The organism is Methanofollis sp. W23 (assembly GCF_017875325.1).
Lineage (GTDB): Archaea > Halobacteriota > Methanomicrobia > Methanomicrobiales > Methanofollaceae > Methanofollis.
The window spans coordinates 1,686,179-1,700,030 of the sequence record NZ_JAGGMN010000001.1 but is presented as its reverse complement, the minus strand read 5'-3'; the positions used below and the strand labels follow the sequence as shown (position 1 = coordinate 1,700,030).

At 60.9% G+C, this 13,852-nt stretch carries 13 protein-coding genes; 4 read left to right on the top strand and 9 right to left on the bottom strand.

The window, feature by feature from the left end:
• Window positions 1–389 precede the first annotated feature (389 nt).
• From J2129_RS07280 to J2129_RS07255, 6 genes are all read right to left on the bottom strand, one after another.
• Window positions 390–1,316, bottom strand: a complete 927-nt coding sequence (locus tag J2129_RS07280; protein WP_209630234.1) for a nucleotidyltransferase domain-containing protein — start codon at window positions 1,314–1,316, stop codon at window positions 390–392.
• A complete protein-coding gene (locus tag J2129_RS07275; RefSeq protein ID WP_209630233.1) occupies window positions 1,313–1,894 on the bottom strand; it encodes an L-threonylcarbamoyladenylate synthase in 582 nt (193 codons plus the stop codon). The genes J2129_RS07280 and J2129_RS07275 overlap by 4 nt, the downstream gene beginning before the upstream one ends.
• Window position 1,895: 1 nt before the next feature.
• Entirely contained in the window at window positions 1,896–2,597 is a 702-nt protein-coding gene (locus tag J2129_RS07270; RefSeq protein ID WP_209630232.1) for a DUF5612 domain-containing protein, read from the bottom strand.
• Window positions 2,598–2,665: 68 nt separating this feature from the next.
• Window positions 2,666–3,679 (bottom strand): phosphatase PAP2 family protein, encoded by a 1,014-nt coding sequence (locus J2129_RS07265; protein ID WP_209630231.1) that lies wholly within the window; start codon window positions 3,677–3,679, stop codon window positions 2,666–2,668.
• Between the two features lie 212 nt (window positions 3,680–3,891).
• Window positions 3,892–4,881 (bottom strand): HTH domain-containing protein, encoded by a 990-nt coding sequence (locus J2129_RS07260; protein WP_209630230.1) that lies wholly within the window; start codon window positions 4,879–4,881, stop codon window positions 3,892–3,894.
• Between the two features lie 695 nt (window positions 4,882–5,576).
• Entirely contained in the window at window positions 5,577–6,755 is a 1,179-nt protein-coding gene (locus J2129_RS07255; RefSeq protein WP_209631289.1) for a PLP-dependent aminotransferase family protein, read from the bottom strand.
• 261 nt (window positions 6,756–7,016) lie between these two features.
• On the opposite strand from J2129_RS07255, the gene J2129_RS07250 reads away from it, so the two are divergent.
• Together J2129_RS07250 and J2129_RS07245 are read left to right on the top strand one after the other, a co-directional pair.
• The gene (locus tag J2129_RS07250) at window positions 7,017–7,382 is read left to right on the top strand and encodes a protease inhibitor I42 family protein (RefSeq protein ID WP_209630229.1); all 366 of its coding nucleotides are present in this window, start codon (window positions 7,017–7,019) and stop codon (window positions 7,380–7,382) included.
• Window positions 7,383–7,731: 349 nt separating this feature from the next.
• Window positions 7,732–7,950, top strand: coding sequence for a hypothetical protein (locus J2129_RS07245; protein WP_209630228.1), 219 nt, complete (start codon window positions 7,732–7,734; stop codon window positions 7,948–7,950).
• A gap of 17 nt (window positions 7,951–7,967) precedes the next feature.
• Here the strand turns inward: J2129_RS07245 and J2129_RS07240 are convergent, their stop codons facing one another.
• Genes J2129_RS07240 through J2129_RS07230 form a run of 3 tightly spaced genes read right to left on the bottom strand, consistent with a single transcriptional unit; the run spans window position 7,968 to window position 11,026 of the window.
• Window positions 7,968–8,672 (bottom strand): ABC transporter ATP-binding protein, encoded by a 705-nt coding sequence (locus J2129_RS07240; protein ID WP_209630227.1) that lies wholly within the window; start codon window positions 8,670–8,672, stop codon window positions 7,968–7,970.
• Between the two features lie 3 nt (window positions 8,673–8,675).
• Window positions 8,676–9,872 carry an FtsX-like permease family protein gene (locus J2129_RS07235; protein WP_209630226.1) on the bottom strand — a complete coding sequence of 399 codons (1,197 nt, stop codon included), beginning with the start codon at window positions 9,870–9,872 and terminating at the stop codon, window positions 8,676–8,678.
• 5 nt (window positions 9,873–9,877) lie between these two features.
• Entirely contained in the window at window positions 9,878–11,026 is a 1,149-nt protein-coding gene (locus J2129_RS07230; RefSeq protein WP_209630225.1) for a COG1361 S-layer family protein, read from the bottom strand.
• Between the two features lie 1,082 nt (window positions 11,027–12,108).
• On the opposite strand from J2129_RS07230, the gene J2129_RS07225 reads away from it, so the two are divergent.
• Both J2129_RS07225 and J2129_RS07220 read left to right on the top strand, forming a co-directional pair.
• Complete coding sequence (locus J2129_RS07225; RefSeq protein WP_209630224.1) at window positions 12,109–12,594, top strand: VOC family protein; 486 nt, start codon at window positions 12,109–12,111, stop codon at window positions 12,592–12,594.
• The gene (locus J2129_RS07220) at window positions 12,587–13,087 is read left to right on the top strand and encodes a DUF6141 family protein (protein ID WP_209630223.1); all 501 of its coding nucleotides are present in this window, start codon (window positions 12,587–12,589) and stop codon (window positions 13,085–13,087) included. Before J2129_RS07225 ends, J2129_RS07220 begins: the two co-directional genes overlap by 8 nt.
• Window positions 13,088–13,852: the final 765 nt, after the last annotated feature.

Sequence of the window (13,852 nt, the reverse complement as noted above, 5' to 3'; positions counted from 1 at the left end):
GGAGGCGGGTGATACACGTCTCCCCCACACAAGAGGTGAAGGTTTTTACAGAGCCCTCTTTTTTGAATATCCTGGAACTCTCGTGGGGTGACCATCCCCTCGGACCGACGTGCTTTCTTTCTGAAATTCAAACCCCTCCCCTCCACCAGGGGGCGTGCCGTCCCCCTGGCCCCCGCACCACGATAGGTCATGGACGGTAATCCCCCTTCAGGGAGTTCGGATATCCCTTCCTGGCTCAATCTTCATCTCGGGGGGGGGGTCAGGGGACGGCGCCCGCGGCACGATTCAGGAGGGAAGGCATTTGAGTCGCGCACGTACCCAGAAAGGGTAAGGGTTTCTATAGAGCAAAAAAGAGAGACCAGTAGGAAGAGAGGCGCGGCCCCTCCCCCTCAGGCCTCTTCCATCAGGGTCTTTGAGACGATGTACTCGCCCTTCGCCTCGCGGGTCGTGCCCACGATGAGCCACTGGGTATCGCCGTGCTGCTCCAGGACGCCCTGGGCCTCGATCACCTCGCCCGCGAGGGCCTGGCCCGAATAGGTGTGGGTGAACGAGATCACCCGCGAGACCGACTCGTGCTCCACCTCATAGACCGCCGGGGAGTCGAAGGCCTTCGAGGCGTCGGTGACCGTCGCCTCGATCCGCCCTCTCCCGAGCACCGGACCCTTGCCGGTGGGGACCGAGGCCAGGTCGTCGTACGACCGCGTATACAGGAGGTCGAAGTAGGTGTCCCCGAACTCGCCGCGGTTCCATTTGCGCGACTCGTGGAGGACAAAGACCTCATAGGAGATCTCAGGGATCCGCTTGTGGTAGACCTTCTGCCACATCTCCTCGCTCATCCTCGGGAGTGTTCCGGCCTCGACCAGGCGTTTCAACTGGGCCTGAGCCGAGAACCATGCCTGGCCATAGACGACCAGGTCGATGTCTGAGGCCCCGTTCTCCAGGCCGAGCACCCGTGACCCGGTGCACCCGACCGCTCCCTTCGGGAGGTCGAAACAGTCGAGGAGACGCTGGACCCGTTCATCGCGGGAGGCGATCCACTCGATCTGCTCGTCAGGTTTGTAGACCTTTGTGATGTCGCCGCGCGGCACGCGGTGGAGATTGTCGAGGTACTCGGGCTTGTACTTCCTGATGTATTCGAAGGCAGGTTCGAAGTCCAGTTTGGTGTACCGCTGGCCCTCTGGGCCCACCCGCTCGCCGTGCTCGTCAGGGACGTACCTGAGCACGCACCCGACCCGTTCGTTGTTGTCATATGCCGAGACAGCGTAGAGACGGCCGTCGGTATCCTCGATAAAGTCGCGTAATCTTATTGCGTTCATTCTAATGCTCCCAGGAATGCTCCGACCTCCTCGACCTTTGCGCCAGGTCGCAGGATCGTTCGGTGCACGAGATCGACGACGGTGCTCGGCGTACCCGGGAGGACGCCGCCGTCGATGAGAAAGTCGTGGGGGACATGGACCTGGTCAGGGGTGATCGGGTCAGGGCCTCCATGGATATTTGCGCTTGTCGCCGTGATCGGGGCGTCGAGTTCCCTGATCAGGGCGAGGGCGACCGGGTGGTTCGGGATACGAACCCCGATCTGCCCGGTGCCTCCGGTGAGGGCGGGCGGGAGGCATGACTTGGCCTTCAGCACCACCGTCACCGGGCCAGGAAGGAACCGGTCGACGAACGCCTCGGCCGTCTCGTCGAGGCAGGCGACTGCCCCGAGCATCTCGATGTCGCAGACCGCCACCGAGACCGGCAGCGAGGACGGGCGTATCTTCGCCTCGTACACCCGCTCGACGGCAAGTTCAGAGAGTGCATCGGCCCCGAGGCCGTAGATCGTGTCGGTTGGGTAGACCACCAGTCCGTCGCGCTTGAGCACCTGGACCGCCTGCTGGATGACCGCTTCGTCCATCTTAAAACTCCTGCCCGCGGACGCGGGCGATATTGAAGACTGCACGCTTCGAGATATGCATCACTGCAAAGACCCCGGCCTGGATGGGGTCGGTGACCACGAGGTCGGCGTGTCTCGGGACGCTCCCGGCCATCTTCAGGGCGATGACCGGGATCCCAGCCGCCCGCACATGGTCGACCGCCGTCGAGATCGTCCCTCCCATCAGGGACCCGGCCAGGACCAGGATCGAGGCTCTGGGGAGGCGAGCGACGGCTTCGACCGCTTCGGTCAGGTTCTTCTCGCCGACGAGCGGGATGGTGTCCACCGAGATCCGCTCGCCCCTGATGTTGTGCCGGTCGGCCTCGTTCACCGCCCCGAGCGCCACCTGCGCCACCTGCGCCCCGCCGCCCAGGATGATCACCCTGGACCCAAAGATCTTGGAGAAGGTGTCGAGGGTGGTGGCCTGGTGCATCGTCGGGACGGCCACGAGGTCGGCGATCACCTTGCCGATCCCGCCGGCACACTCGACCTCGAAATAAAAGAGCGCTCTTCCCGCGTGGTCCCCGGAGTGCAGGATCGACTGCTGGACGGTGACCACGTTTGCTCCGTTTGCGGCCATAATCCCGGCGATGTCGCGCAGGACGCCGGGCTGGTTCTCGGCGATGATGCTGACCGCATGGAGTTCGAGGATCTCAAGTGCGTGCAGATGTTCAGACTCTTCCATATGTCGTAGAGACAGGAGTCAGGCCTGTCCCCCTCCTTTCGCAATATGAGAGTCGATGGCTGTACTCTTTAAGGTGTTTGATTCGGCGCATCGTACGACGTGCGACCCGTGGGGTTCACCTCTTCGGGCTCCATGAGTCCGGCTCTGGCAAAGAGGCGCGGGGCGCCCCCGGCCATCCAGAACCCGAGGGCCGCCGGGAGGACGAGGTCGAGGAGCCAGGCCACCGCACCGCCTGTCCACCAGGAGACGAGGACGAGAGGCGCCGTGATGAGGAGGGCAATGAGCATCCCGAGGAGGTAGCGGGCGGCCCGCATCCTGAGACGGCCACCGGTGCGGAAGGCGGTCCCGGTCCAGGCCGCCCCGGCGCCGGTACCGAGGAGGGCGCCGGCCGCGAGGAGCGCCGGAGTCATCGAGTACGGGTCGAGGGGATGTGCCGCCGTCCTGGTCCACGCGGGAGGGAGGGGGGCCTGGAGGAAGAAGACGGCCGTCGCCGCGGGGACGGCCAGGGCGGTCGCCCCGAGGAGGAGGACGGCGATCTTTGCCGGCCAGGAGGCGCTCGCCGCCCAGGCCGAGACCGGCCTCTCCAGCCAGAGAAACCCGAGGAGGAGGATGGCCCCGATCGCCCATCCTGCCAGGACGTCTCCAGGAAAGTGGACGCCGAGGACGACCCGCGAAAACCCGGTAAGGAGGATGAGCACCGTTGCCGCGGCCACGGCCCACCGTTTCCACCTGGTCCAGGCGGCCAGGAGTCCCCAGAAGGGGACGGCGTTCTGGGCATGCCCGGAGGGCATCGAGAAAGAGGGGTGGGTGGCGAGGGGGTGCACCGCGGCGCTCACCCAGTAGGGTCTGGGGGTGGCGAAGAGCAGTTTTGCGCTCGTATTGACCCCGACCGAGACCGTCAGCAGGAGACCGAGCCGCAGTCCGAGGCGCGGGCTGACGCACCAGTAGACCAGGGGGAGGATGAGAAGAAAGAACGCCGCCGACCCGGTGAAGGAGACCGCGGTCCAGAACGGGGCGGTCCATCCAAGGTGTGCCTGGGCGTCGAGGACGATCTCGGTCTCAGTCAGGAGCGCACCTATCATCGCTCCGGGTATGGGGGGTGAGGGGTGATATGGGTTGTCCCTGTCGGCTCCTGGGGATCAGGACTCTGGTCGCTCCTTGAAGACCTTCACCCTGGACTTCATGCTCCCGGGTCGGGAACAGATCTCTGTGGCGCCTGTCACGATCACTCTCATGCGGCAATGAATGAACTGTGAAATCGCGGGGGGAGGGGGGGTATTGAGCGCGAGGAGGGTCAGGCGAGATCGATGATCGTGCGAGAGACCTGTTTTGTCAGGACCTCGTGATCGATAAAGAGCGAGAGCAGTTGTTCGCCATTGATCAGAGTGATCGGCATCTCATCCTGCCCCTTTGCCTCTGCGATTGCACCTTTGCTGAAGTCGCTAAAGGTGATGAACACGCCCTGTTCATGGTGCTGCAGGGCACTCCTGAGTTTCTGAATATCTGGAGATTGCACTTCTTTTTTGTTCCAGTGCTTGACCTGCATCGCAACCTGGATCCTCATCACCTCCCCTATGATAAGGGTGCCCTGTATATCGGGTTCCCCTTCATGGGGAGAGGGGGTGACGGCCACGTCTTCGAACCCAAGGGCGGGCAGGAGGTCATAGCCAATCAATTTTTTAAATTCCACTGCATCCAGGTCTGCCACCAGTGTTTTCAGGTCCTCCCTGATCCCGTGGTTGTGGCCTTCAATCACCCTGGTCAGGGGATTGAGATGCCATCGCTGCAGCCCGATCATCCCGTCCCTGTAGATCTCAAACCTGGCCACATGCCCCTGTGCGGTCATCCTCCTGACCTCCCGGTGGATCGCCGAGTACATCGTCTTCCCTGGATCAAGAGCCCTGCTCTGGATCAGATCGAGACACTCTGCCATATCTGCGATATCTGCATAGTGCATCGGTTTGTTCTTGCCATAATGCTCCAGCACATATTCTGCAGCATCGACACGGGTGAATGGACGCACCTGGTCCCTGGGAGTGACATGGTTTTCCCTCAGATTAAAGAACCCGTAGTATTCACTCGCTCGATCATCGATACGATAAAATAGGGAGTTGTCGCCGAATCTACTGATATCGTCATATAATATGTTATATACTATCTTTGCAGGGTTTCTGCTCTTTGTTTCCCAGATCTTTAGATCAAGCATCTGCCGGGCGATCTCATGGCAGTCTCTGGGGTTGCCTGCCTGGCGGAGGACCTCATACGCGGCATCCAGCGTCTTCATCAAAATATCACCTTCCCTGGTGAGGGGGGAGTCGTTGGTGGAAGAGACCGGGAGCTGCAAGGACGGGAGATTTTGCAGGTCCTTGAAGTGGGGGGGGCGCTCTCTTCTGGTCTCGATATGCCCCGGGGAAATGGGGCGAATCGTGCGGAACCTGACCCGGGAGAACCGGCACACGCTGTCCGGGTGACGATCAGGATTGGTTTTGATTTCATTGCTTGTATGGTCATGGGATCATAAACTGGTCTGCTACAATGAAGGGAATATGTAGATTTATTATTTATAGTTATTCTTTATTTTTTACATATTTTTTAGTCGTATTTATGGTTTTTAGATATAATTTTCATGTTAATTACTTGAAATGCGGTGAAAACACATTAAATCAATATGCGGGTCAAACGAGAGAAAAGACTCTCTCATGGTGCATCTTGTGGAGTATAACGCCCGGTAAACGATAAAAAATGATAAAAATAGCCCTGTAGATCCCCTTGCTCATTCCAGGGAAGGGCGAGACTCGCCCGCCTACATCCCCCTCCGACCAGGACGGCAGGACCGATGAATCTGAAGAAAACTGTGCCGTCCACGCCCTCTCTTCATGCAGGGGCCCGGGGGGTCTCCCCCCGGCGCCTTCGATGTGGGAAGGCGGTTGGTTCACGCCTGTGCCTGGAAGAGGTGAGAATTTTTACACGGCCACTCTCTCAGACAAAGGAGGTGATGACGCGGGAAAGCCGTTCCATTCCCTCTTTGATGCTTGCGTCATCGGCATTGGAGAAGTTGAGACGGATGGTGTTCTCCCCGCCGCCGTTTGCATAGAAGGGGACACCAGGCAGGACGGCAACCCCTTCCTTCACCCCGGCATAGAAGACGTCCATCGAGGAAACCCCCTCGGGCAGCGTGACCAGCATGAACATCCCACCCCGGGGAGTGGTGTGGGTGACGCCCGCAGGGAAGCGGTCGTCGAGGAGGTCGCACATCAACCGGCAGCGCTCGCCATAGATCGCCGAGACCTTCCTGACATGGGCGTCGAGGTCGGTCTGGGAGAGGTAGCGGTGGAGGATCATCTGGCAGAGGAAGTTGGAGTGGAGGTCGGCCGCCTGTTTGGCGACATTGAACTGTTCCAGGAGGGGGGCGGGGGCATAGATCCATCCGATCCGCATCCCTGGCGAGACGATCTTGGAGAAGGACCCTGAGATGAGCGCCCCGTCAGGGAGGTACTTCTTCACCGGCAGGCGCGGCTGACCGTCGAAGAAGAGTTCTCCGAAGGCGTCGTCCTCGTAAAAGACGGTCCCGGAATCTTCGAGGATCCCGGCGATGGCCTGCCGCGTCTCCTGTGAGTAGGTGAGGCCCGAGGGGTTCTGGGAATTGGGGATCCCGTAGAAGAACTTGGGGGCCTTCTCGGCGACCATCCTCTCGAAGGCCTCCAGGTCGGGGCCGTCCTCCTGGAGGGGGACGGCACAGAACTCAGGCTCGTACATCGAGAAAGCCTCGATGGCCCCAAGGTAGCCGGGGCGCTCGACCCCCACGACATCGCCGGGGTCGAGGAAGATCTTGGCCACCAGGTCGAGGCACTGCTGGGAACCGTTGACGATCTGGATCTCCGAGGCAGTGGCCGGGATGCCGAGACGTTTCCGGTAGCGTTCTGCGATGAACTCGCGGAGCGGCAGGTAGCCGTCGGTCGTCGAATACTGGAGAGCGCACTGCCCCTCCTCCTCCATCACCTCGCGGGTCGCACGGGCGATCCCGGCCACGTCGATGAAAGAACCGTCAGGGAGGCCGCCGGCAAAGGAGATGACGCCGGGTTCTCCCGAGACACGGAAGAGTTCTTCGATAAATGATTCTGGGGCTTTGTACATCCGGTCTGCAAAACGATAACTCACCACGACTCTTACCTCACTCAGATCTCTGGTCTCACAGGCACCCCGGACCTTGAGGCCCCCCCGTGCCGGACGCTGTGAGAGAACGTATCTCACAGATTCGAGGAGAGAGGCCAAAAATATATCCCGCCGCCGTGAGGTGACCGCCTCCCGGTCCCCTGGTCAGGAGAGAGTCGGGGACGGCACGCCCCCCACCGGAAAGTCCTGCCCTGGGGGTCTCCACGAAGCCCAACATTTATCACTTCCCGAGATCGATGCCGGTCAATGAAATCTCTGGTCACGCCCATCATGCTCCTGGTCCTCGTCCTCACCCTCGCTGCTGCCGGGTGCACCGGCGCCCCTGACCTGGTCAGGGTCGGGGAGGAGGAGAACGGGAACACAGTCACCGTCGCCTCTGGCGGGCAGGTGGTCATCACCCTCCCGTACGACACCATCACCGGAAGTCAGTGGCAGACCGACCTCAGCGACGGCCTGGTCATCACCGATGACGAGACCCTCCCTGGGACGCAGGAGTGGACGGTCGAACCCCTCTCCACCGGGACCTTCACTTTCAGGGCCTCCCTGGTCGGGGCATGGGACCCGGTGACAGATGCGGAAAAAGAATTTGTGCTGACGATCAGGGCGGTGTGAAGGGGTTGTATGGTCCTGAAATCGGAGAGATCGACCGAAGAAAGGCCGATCATGGGTTCATATAATTCTGCTCTGTAGAATTCGGCATGAGTTCTTGACCCCCATCCTTACAAACGAGGAGCGAATCGAAGTCGAGCATCGTGCCGCCCCTCGGCTCTCTTCGTCGTGGGGGGTCCGGGGGTTTTCCCCCGGCGCGAGACAGCAGGGAAATCTCGAGGATTGGGAGCGGCAGATCCATCAGAGGGATTTTCTATCCTCTGCGTATCGGCTTCAACGGGATATGGCGAGTTCACACTCTCATGCAAACCTGAAGAGAGGATCTTCTGGATCATTTTCATGGTAATTCGGCATGAACCCCGTGGCTCGGACATATGGGATGAGAATTTTTTTGCCGCCTGATCTCCCCTATGAAGACAGGAAAATCGGTGGAGATCGTGTTCAATTCGTCGCCCCCTCCCTCTTCATGTCCATTGGTTCTGCCTTCCCGGTCCCCTCTTCATCCCGGGGATCTGGAGGTGAAGATCTTGAACAGGACATCGTGGTCTTTTCACTCATATCGTGTGACTGAAGGACCGGCGTTCCTCCTCACCGCTCCTTCCGCATTCTCCTCGGCACGCACTCATCGGTCCGCTCGATCAACCCGTCCTTCAGGTAGATCACCCGGCAGAAATAGTCGATATGCCAGTCCTCGTGGGTGACCATCACGATCGTCTGGCCCCGTTCCTCGTTGAGGCGCTCGAAGAGATCGAGGATCGTCTTCGAGGTGACGGTGTCGAGGTTGGCACACGGTTCATCGGCAAAGAGGATGGACGGGTTGTTCACCAGGGCGCGGGCGATGGCCACCCGCTGCTGCTCGCCGCCGGAGAGTTCGCTCTGGAGGTGGCCCCGCCGTTCCCATAACCCCACTTCGGCCAGGATCTCTCCGCTTATCCTGATCGCCTCCTCCTTGTGCATCCCCCCCACCAGGGCCGGCAGAAAGACATTCTCCTCCACAGTCAGTTCGGGCATGAGGGCATAGTCCTGGAAGACGTAGCCCAGACGATGCAGCCGAAACCTCGTCTTCTGCTTCTCAGAGAGGGCGAGGACATCGGTCCCGTCGATCGCGATCGTGCCCGCCGTCGGGCGGTCGAGGAGCCCGAGGGCATGGAGGAGGGTCGACTTGCCAGAGCCCGACGGCCCCATGATCCCGACGAACTCCCCGCTCCCTATGGTGAAACTGACCCCGCGCAGCGCACGGACCGCGACCGCTCCCATCATATAGGTCCTGGCAAGATCGGTGACGACGATCATCTCCTACCCCCTGATCGCATCCAGGATCTCCTCCCTGGTGGTCAGCCATGCCGGGACGTATCCGGCGACGAGCGAGACGGCGAAGAGCCCGAGGATACTCCGGGCGATGATCCAGGCCCCGACCACCGGCCGCACCTCGCCGCCAGGGAAGACCAGGGGGTTGGCGGTGAGGTACAGGAAGAGGGCGGCGGTGAAGGCGAGCCCGACCGCCGTCCCCAGGAGGGCGATGAAGGCGACCTGGGCGACGTACGAGTTGACGATCACCTGGCGTTCGATCCCGATCGCCTTGAGGATCCCGATCTGCTTGCGCTTGTTGACGGTGTTGATGAAGATGATGATGAAGATGACGACGATGGCGATGATCAGGGAGACCAGGGTCGAGATGGCATTGATGATGTCGAAGCTCCCGATGGCGTCCTTCACAAACCCCTGCGCCTTCTCCCTGAAGGTCTTGACCTCCTCCTGGACGCCGTAACTCAGGAGGGCGACCTTCATCTCGGCCTCGGTGCCGGGCTCGACCAGCCTGACCAGCACCTGAGAGGCCTGGTCCGAGATGCCGTAGACCTCCTCGATCTCCTGCGTCGTCACATAGGCCTGGGCGTCCACCCCGACCGCCTGGGTCTCGATGATCCCCTTCACCCGTAGGTCCCTGGCCACCCCGTTCCCGAAGGTGACCGTGACCGTGTCGCCGACCTGCACCCCGCCCAGCGAGTCGACCTTGTCCTTGGTCTCGTCCTCGTTGCCCGCAAGAAGGGTGCCGAGGAGGACCTGGCCCCTGTCGCCGTCGGAGAGGAACTCGCCGTCCACGACCCTGGAGGCGATCTGCGTCACCTCCCGTTCCTCGCTCGGCTGGAACCCGACGACTGAAGTGGCAAGCGACGTGCCCCTGTACTCGATGGTCGCCCCGACCTGGACCCGCGGCGAGGTGCCGGCGACGCCCGGCACCCGGTCGACCCGGTGCGTGAGGCGTGAGACCTCGTCGATATAGAGGTCGTCGTCCCGTGGCTCGATGACCAGGTCGCCATAGGTGTAGTCGACCGACTGGCGGTCGAAGATATCGATGACCCCAAGGATGATGGAGGGGAGGAAGACCAGGTTCACAAAGACGAGGGCAATGATCGCCACGGTCAGGAGGAAGGTCCACCTGTTCCCGCGCTGCACCGCCCGTGCCGCCAGGAAGAGCGAGACCGAGAGACTCATCCCCTTCACTCCTCCTCGTTTTTCCGCCGCCTCATCCAGAGGACGACCGCGGCCGCCGCCACAACGAGGACGGCGAGGGCGATGAGAAGCCCTGAGCGGTCGGTGGCCTCGACAGTGAGAGCGAGGTTCTCTTCGACGACATGCTCGCCCCAGTCGTCCTGGTAGGTGACGGTCAACCGGTAGGGCCGGTCGCCGGCCTCACCGGCCCTGAGGAGGAAAACCGCAGGTGCGTCGTTGTCGGGCTCGATCGTCCCGACAAAGGCTTCTTTGTTCCCCTCGAACGGGAGGTCGATCGTCGCCCGCACCGAGTTGGCGTCGTCGGTGCCAGTGTTCTCGATCCTGATGATGAGGGTGAAGGGGTTGCCAGAGGCAAGGCGCGGCGGGTCGGTGGAGAGGGAGGCGATCCCCATCTGGGCCTGGCCCTTCACCTGCACCCCGACGGTCTCGGTCATGTTCGTCCTGGTGGTGTCCGGGGCGCGGTAGGCGAGGGCGAGCGGGACCTGCTGGACGCCGGTCGGGGTCTTTCGGTCGGTCGAGAAGGTGAGGTTGAGCCCGACCTCCTCGCCTGGTTCGAGCGACTCGAAGTAGTAGTGTTCAGGGGTGAGGGAGACGAGGGAGTCGTTTGTCGAGACCTGGACCGAGAGGTCGCGGGCCCTCGCCCCGCCGACGTTCGTGAGGACGAGCCCGAGGGAGAAGGACTCGCCGGGGATCACCTGGTCGGGGACGGTCCGTGCCACCGTGATCGCCGGTCTCTTGATGACGGCATAGGCCGAGTTCACATTGACCGGGACCGGGAACTTCACGCTCCGCGCCCCCTGAACTCGCACCCAGACCTCGGGAAAGTAGATCCCCTCCTCGGCCGGGGCCCTGACCAGGAAGGTGAGGGTGACCGACTGGCCTGGGCCGACCTCGCCGACCTGGCCGTAGGCCCCGTTCAGCACCTGGAGCCCCTTACCCTTGAGGCTGACACTCTCGACATAGGCGTTGATGGCCGTGCTCGTCGTCTCGGTCCTGGTCCCGGTACCAGGTTCGGTCGAGGTATCCGAACTGGTCCTGACCGCCTCCTTTGCGGTGTTGGTCAGGGTGACGGTGATCGTCCCCTCGTCCCCAGGCATCAGCACCTGCGGGGTGAGCGTGGCATTCGAGACGATCACCGTCGGTTCGTCGGCGGCCCCCTGGGAGACCAGGCAGAGGACGGCAAGCAGGATGAGCGGCGGTATGCGGTGGTCCGTGGAACTCCCCCCACACCTGGATCAGGAGGATGACTTATTATGGTTTTGTCCGGGGTGTGGGCCCGCTCGTACCCGCCCCAGAATTGTGAAATCAATATTGTCTGGGTCCTGTAGAATCGGGCATGAACCCCTGGTTCAGGCATACGCGATGGAAATTTTTCATCACAGATCTCCAGGGTGTGTGGATCCGTGCTCCCCCTTTCGCGCGGGATACCACGGAGGGACCACCACTCACCTGCCGCTTCCACCTCTCCTCTCTCGGGGGGTCACGGGGTGCGTGCACCCCCGGCGCGGTGAGGTGGGAATGCAGAACGCCGATCATGCTGAAGGTTTTTCTCTCATCGGCTTTGTAGAAGCCCTCACTTTCTCTCGGTGCAAGGGTAACTCAATCGCCTTCCCACACAATCACGCCGGGGGCTCTGCCCCCGGACCCCCGGGACAACGATGGAGCCGGGAAGGCATAAAAAATGACCATGAAGAGGGGATTGCAGTCCACGACCTATCATGACGCGGGGGGTTCGGGGGGCGGCCAGCCCCCCGTCGAAGAGGACCATCAAGAGGGTTTCTATAGAGCCCTCTCATCTGTATATCCTCTTCAACGAGATCAGGATGGTTCAAATTCTCATAAAAACCCGGAGAGATTATTTTCAGGATCATTTTCATGGTAAATCCTCTTGATGGTTGTCTTCGACAGGGTGCATGCCTCCCTCAGAATCCCTCCTGCGAAGATAGGTGGGAGACGGCAACCCCCTCATCATGGCCATTAGTTCTGCCTTACTGCTCCTATCCTCTTCCCGGGGGTTCGGGGGCAACGCCCCCGGCGCGAGCATTGAGCACGGCGGCCGAGGCACGCGTGCACCAGGAAGAGGTGAGGGGTGTCTATACCGCCATAATCTGGCTGTTATTCCAGATATTCTGTACATTTGGTAGGGCAGGGGAGGATTTCCGCGCCCCCGGTCTGCCAGCACCAATCGATTTATGACGGTAGATGAAGAGGGGAGATCATGGAGATTGCGTTCAGAGGCCCGGTCCTCTTTGTCAGGGATATGGAGCGTGCGAAAGAATTCTATGTCAATGTCCTGGGACAGGAGGTGGGCCTGGACCTTGGGGTGAATGTCGGATTTGTCGGGGGGTTCGCTCTCTGGGAACGGGGGTATGTGAACGACTTCCTCTTCGAGGGGAAGATGCCGGGAGACGAGGGGGCACCCAGGGTGGAGATCTACTTTGAGACGACTGCGGTGAGGGAGGTGGCCCGGCGGGCAGAGGAGGCCGGGGCCAGGTTCCTCCATCCTCTCACCGCACAGCCCTGGGCGCAACTGGCGGTGCGGTTCTATGATCCTGACGGTCACCTGGTCGAGGTGGCCGAACCGATGGACGCGGTGGTCCTCCGTCTTTCCGATGAGGGACTCTCTGCAGACGAGATCGCAGAGCGGACCCTCCTTCCCATGCCGGTGGTCGAGGCGTTCCTCCGGGGAGAGTGTTGTGACTGAGGTGAGGTACAGGGAGGTGCAGCACTTCACCTCCCCCTGGCTCTGGGGGCTCCTGATCTTCATCGCGGGATTGATCTGGTGGGGCGCAGTGCAACAGCTTGTGCTGGGTATCCCTTTTGGGAATAATCCGGCGTCTGATGAAGGGATCGCGGTCGTCGCCCTCATTTTCGGGATACTCTTCCCCCTTTTCTTCGTCGTCACGAACCTCACCCTTGAGGTGCGGGACGACGGGATCTATTATCGGTTCTTCCCTTTTCACCTCAGGTTCAGGGCGATCCCCTGGGAGGAGATCACTCGCCTGGAGGCCTGCACCTACCGTCCCTTTGCAGAGTTCGGGGGGTGGGGGATCAGGTGGGGCGGTCTGAGACAGAGGGGCTACTCCACCGGCGGGAACCGTGGGGTGCGGGTGTACCGCAGGGACGGGGAGATGGTCCTTCTTGGGACCTGTGACCCTGCGGCACTCGTTGCTGCGGTGAACGCGGAAATGAAATGAGAAACACTACATGAAGGGCCTGGCGAGGGTTGCGAACTCTACGCACTCCACTCATCTGTGATGAGAACCGGTGAATAGTGGCTGAACAGAGAACGTTCTTCATAAGGTTCAGTATAGACCCTCACTAATTCCTGGTGTGAGCGCGACTCTCCCGCCTTCCTTCAACTTCTTGCCTGGGGCTCTGCTCCCGGACCCCAGGATGACGATAGAATTGGGAAAGCAGAATAGACGACCATGACGAGGGCGCTTGCAGTCCTCAACCTTTTATCGTGTGACAGCGGGTTGTGGAGGCGGCACCTCCCTGCACAGAGCATCATCTCAAGGATTTACCATGAAAATGATCCAGACGTTCAATTCTGGAGTTATGGATGAGCATATCCCAAAAGTATCCCAGGCTCGATCAATCATCAGGATCGAGACATTTTCCAGCCATTCCTCTGCCTCCTCCACTTCAATCCCAGAGGTCCAGGGGGGGGGTGGCCCCTGTGCGAATGACAGAGAAAGGCAGATCGATCAGCCATGCCGCCCACAGAAAGAATAAAGAATGTTTCCTCGCTCTCTCCTGCTGAGGGGAAACCCTCCGGACCCTCCACGACGAAGGTAGGGGTGGGGCGGCAACAATCTCTTGAACGACACCCTGCTTCAGAAACGTCTTTCACTCACCGATCAAGGCCAGAGAAGTTTTGGGATAACTTCGATGAGAACTCGAAAACAGGGCTCTGTAGAAACCCTTACTTTTTCTGGGTGCGAGCGCGATTCAACCGT

Coding starts and splice junctions, on each gene's coding strand:
- J2129_RS07265 (WP_209630231.1), bottom strand. CDS start 3,679: ATGATAGGTGCGCTCCTGACTGAGACCGAGATCGTCCTCGACGCCCAG.
- J2129_RS07280 (WP_209630234.1), bottom strand. CDS start 1,316: ATGAACGCAATAAGATTACGCGACTTTATCGAGGATACCGACGGCCGT.
- J2129_RS07240 (WP_209630227.1), bottom strand. CDS start 8,672: ATGATCGTCGTCACCGATCTTGCCAGGACCTATATGATGGGAGCGGTC.
- J2129_RS07275 (WP_209630233.1), bottom strand. CDS start 1,894: ATGGACGAAGCGGTCATCCAGCAGGCGGTCCAGGTGCTCAAGCGCGAC.
- J2129_RS07250 (WP_209630229.1), top strand. CDS start 7,017: ATGAAATCTCTGGTCACGCCCATCATGCTCCTGGTCCTCGTCCTCACC.
- J2129_RS07245 (WP_209630228.1), top strand. CDS start 7,732: ATGAACCCCGTGGCTCGGACATATGGGATGAGAATTTTTTTGCCGCCT.
- J2129_RS07235 (WP_209630226.1), bottom strand. CDS start 9,872: ATGAGTCTCTCGGTCTCGCTCTTCCTGGCGGCACGGGCGGTGCAGCGC.
- J2129_RS07225 (WP_209630224.1), top strand. CDS start 12,109: ATGGAGATTGCGTTCAGAGGCCCGGTCCTCTTTGTCAGGGATATGGAG.
- J2129_RS07260 (WP_209630230.1), bottom strand. CDS start 4,881: ATGAAGACGCTGGATGCCGCGTATGAGGTCCTCCGCCAGGCAGGCAAC.
- J2129_RS07270 (WP_209630232.1), bottom strand. CDS start 2,597: ATGGAAGAGTCTGAACATCTGCACGCACTTGAGATCCTCGAACTCCAT.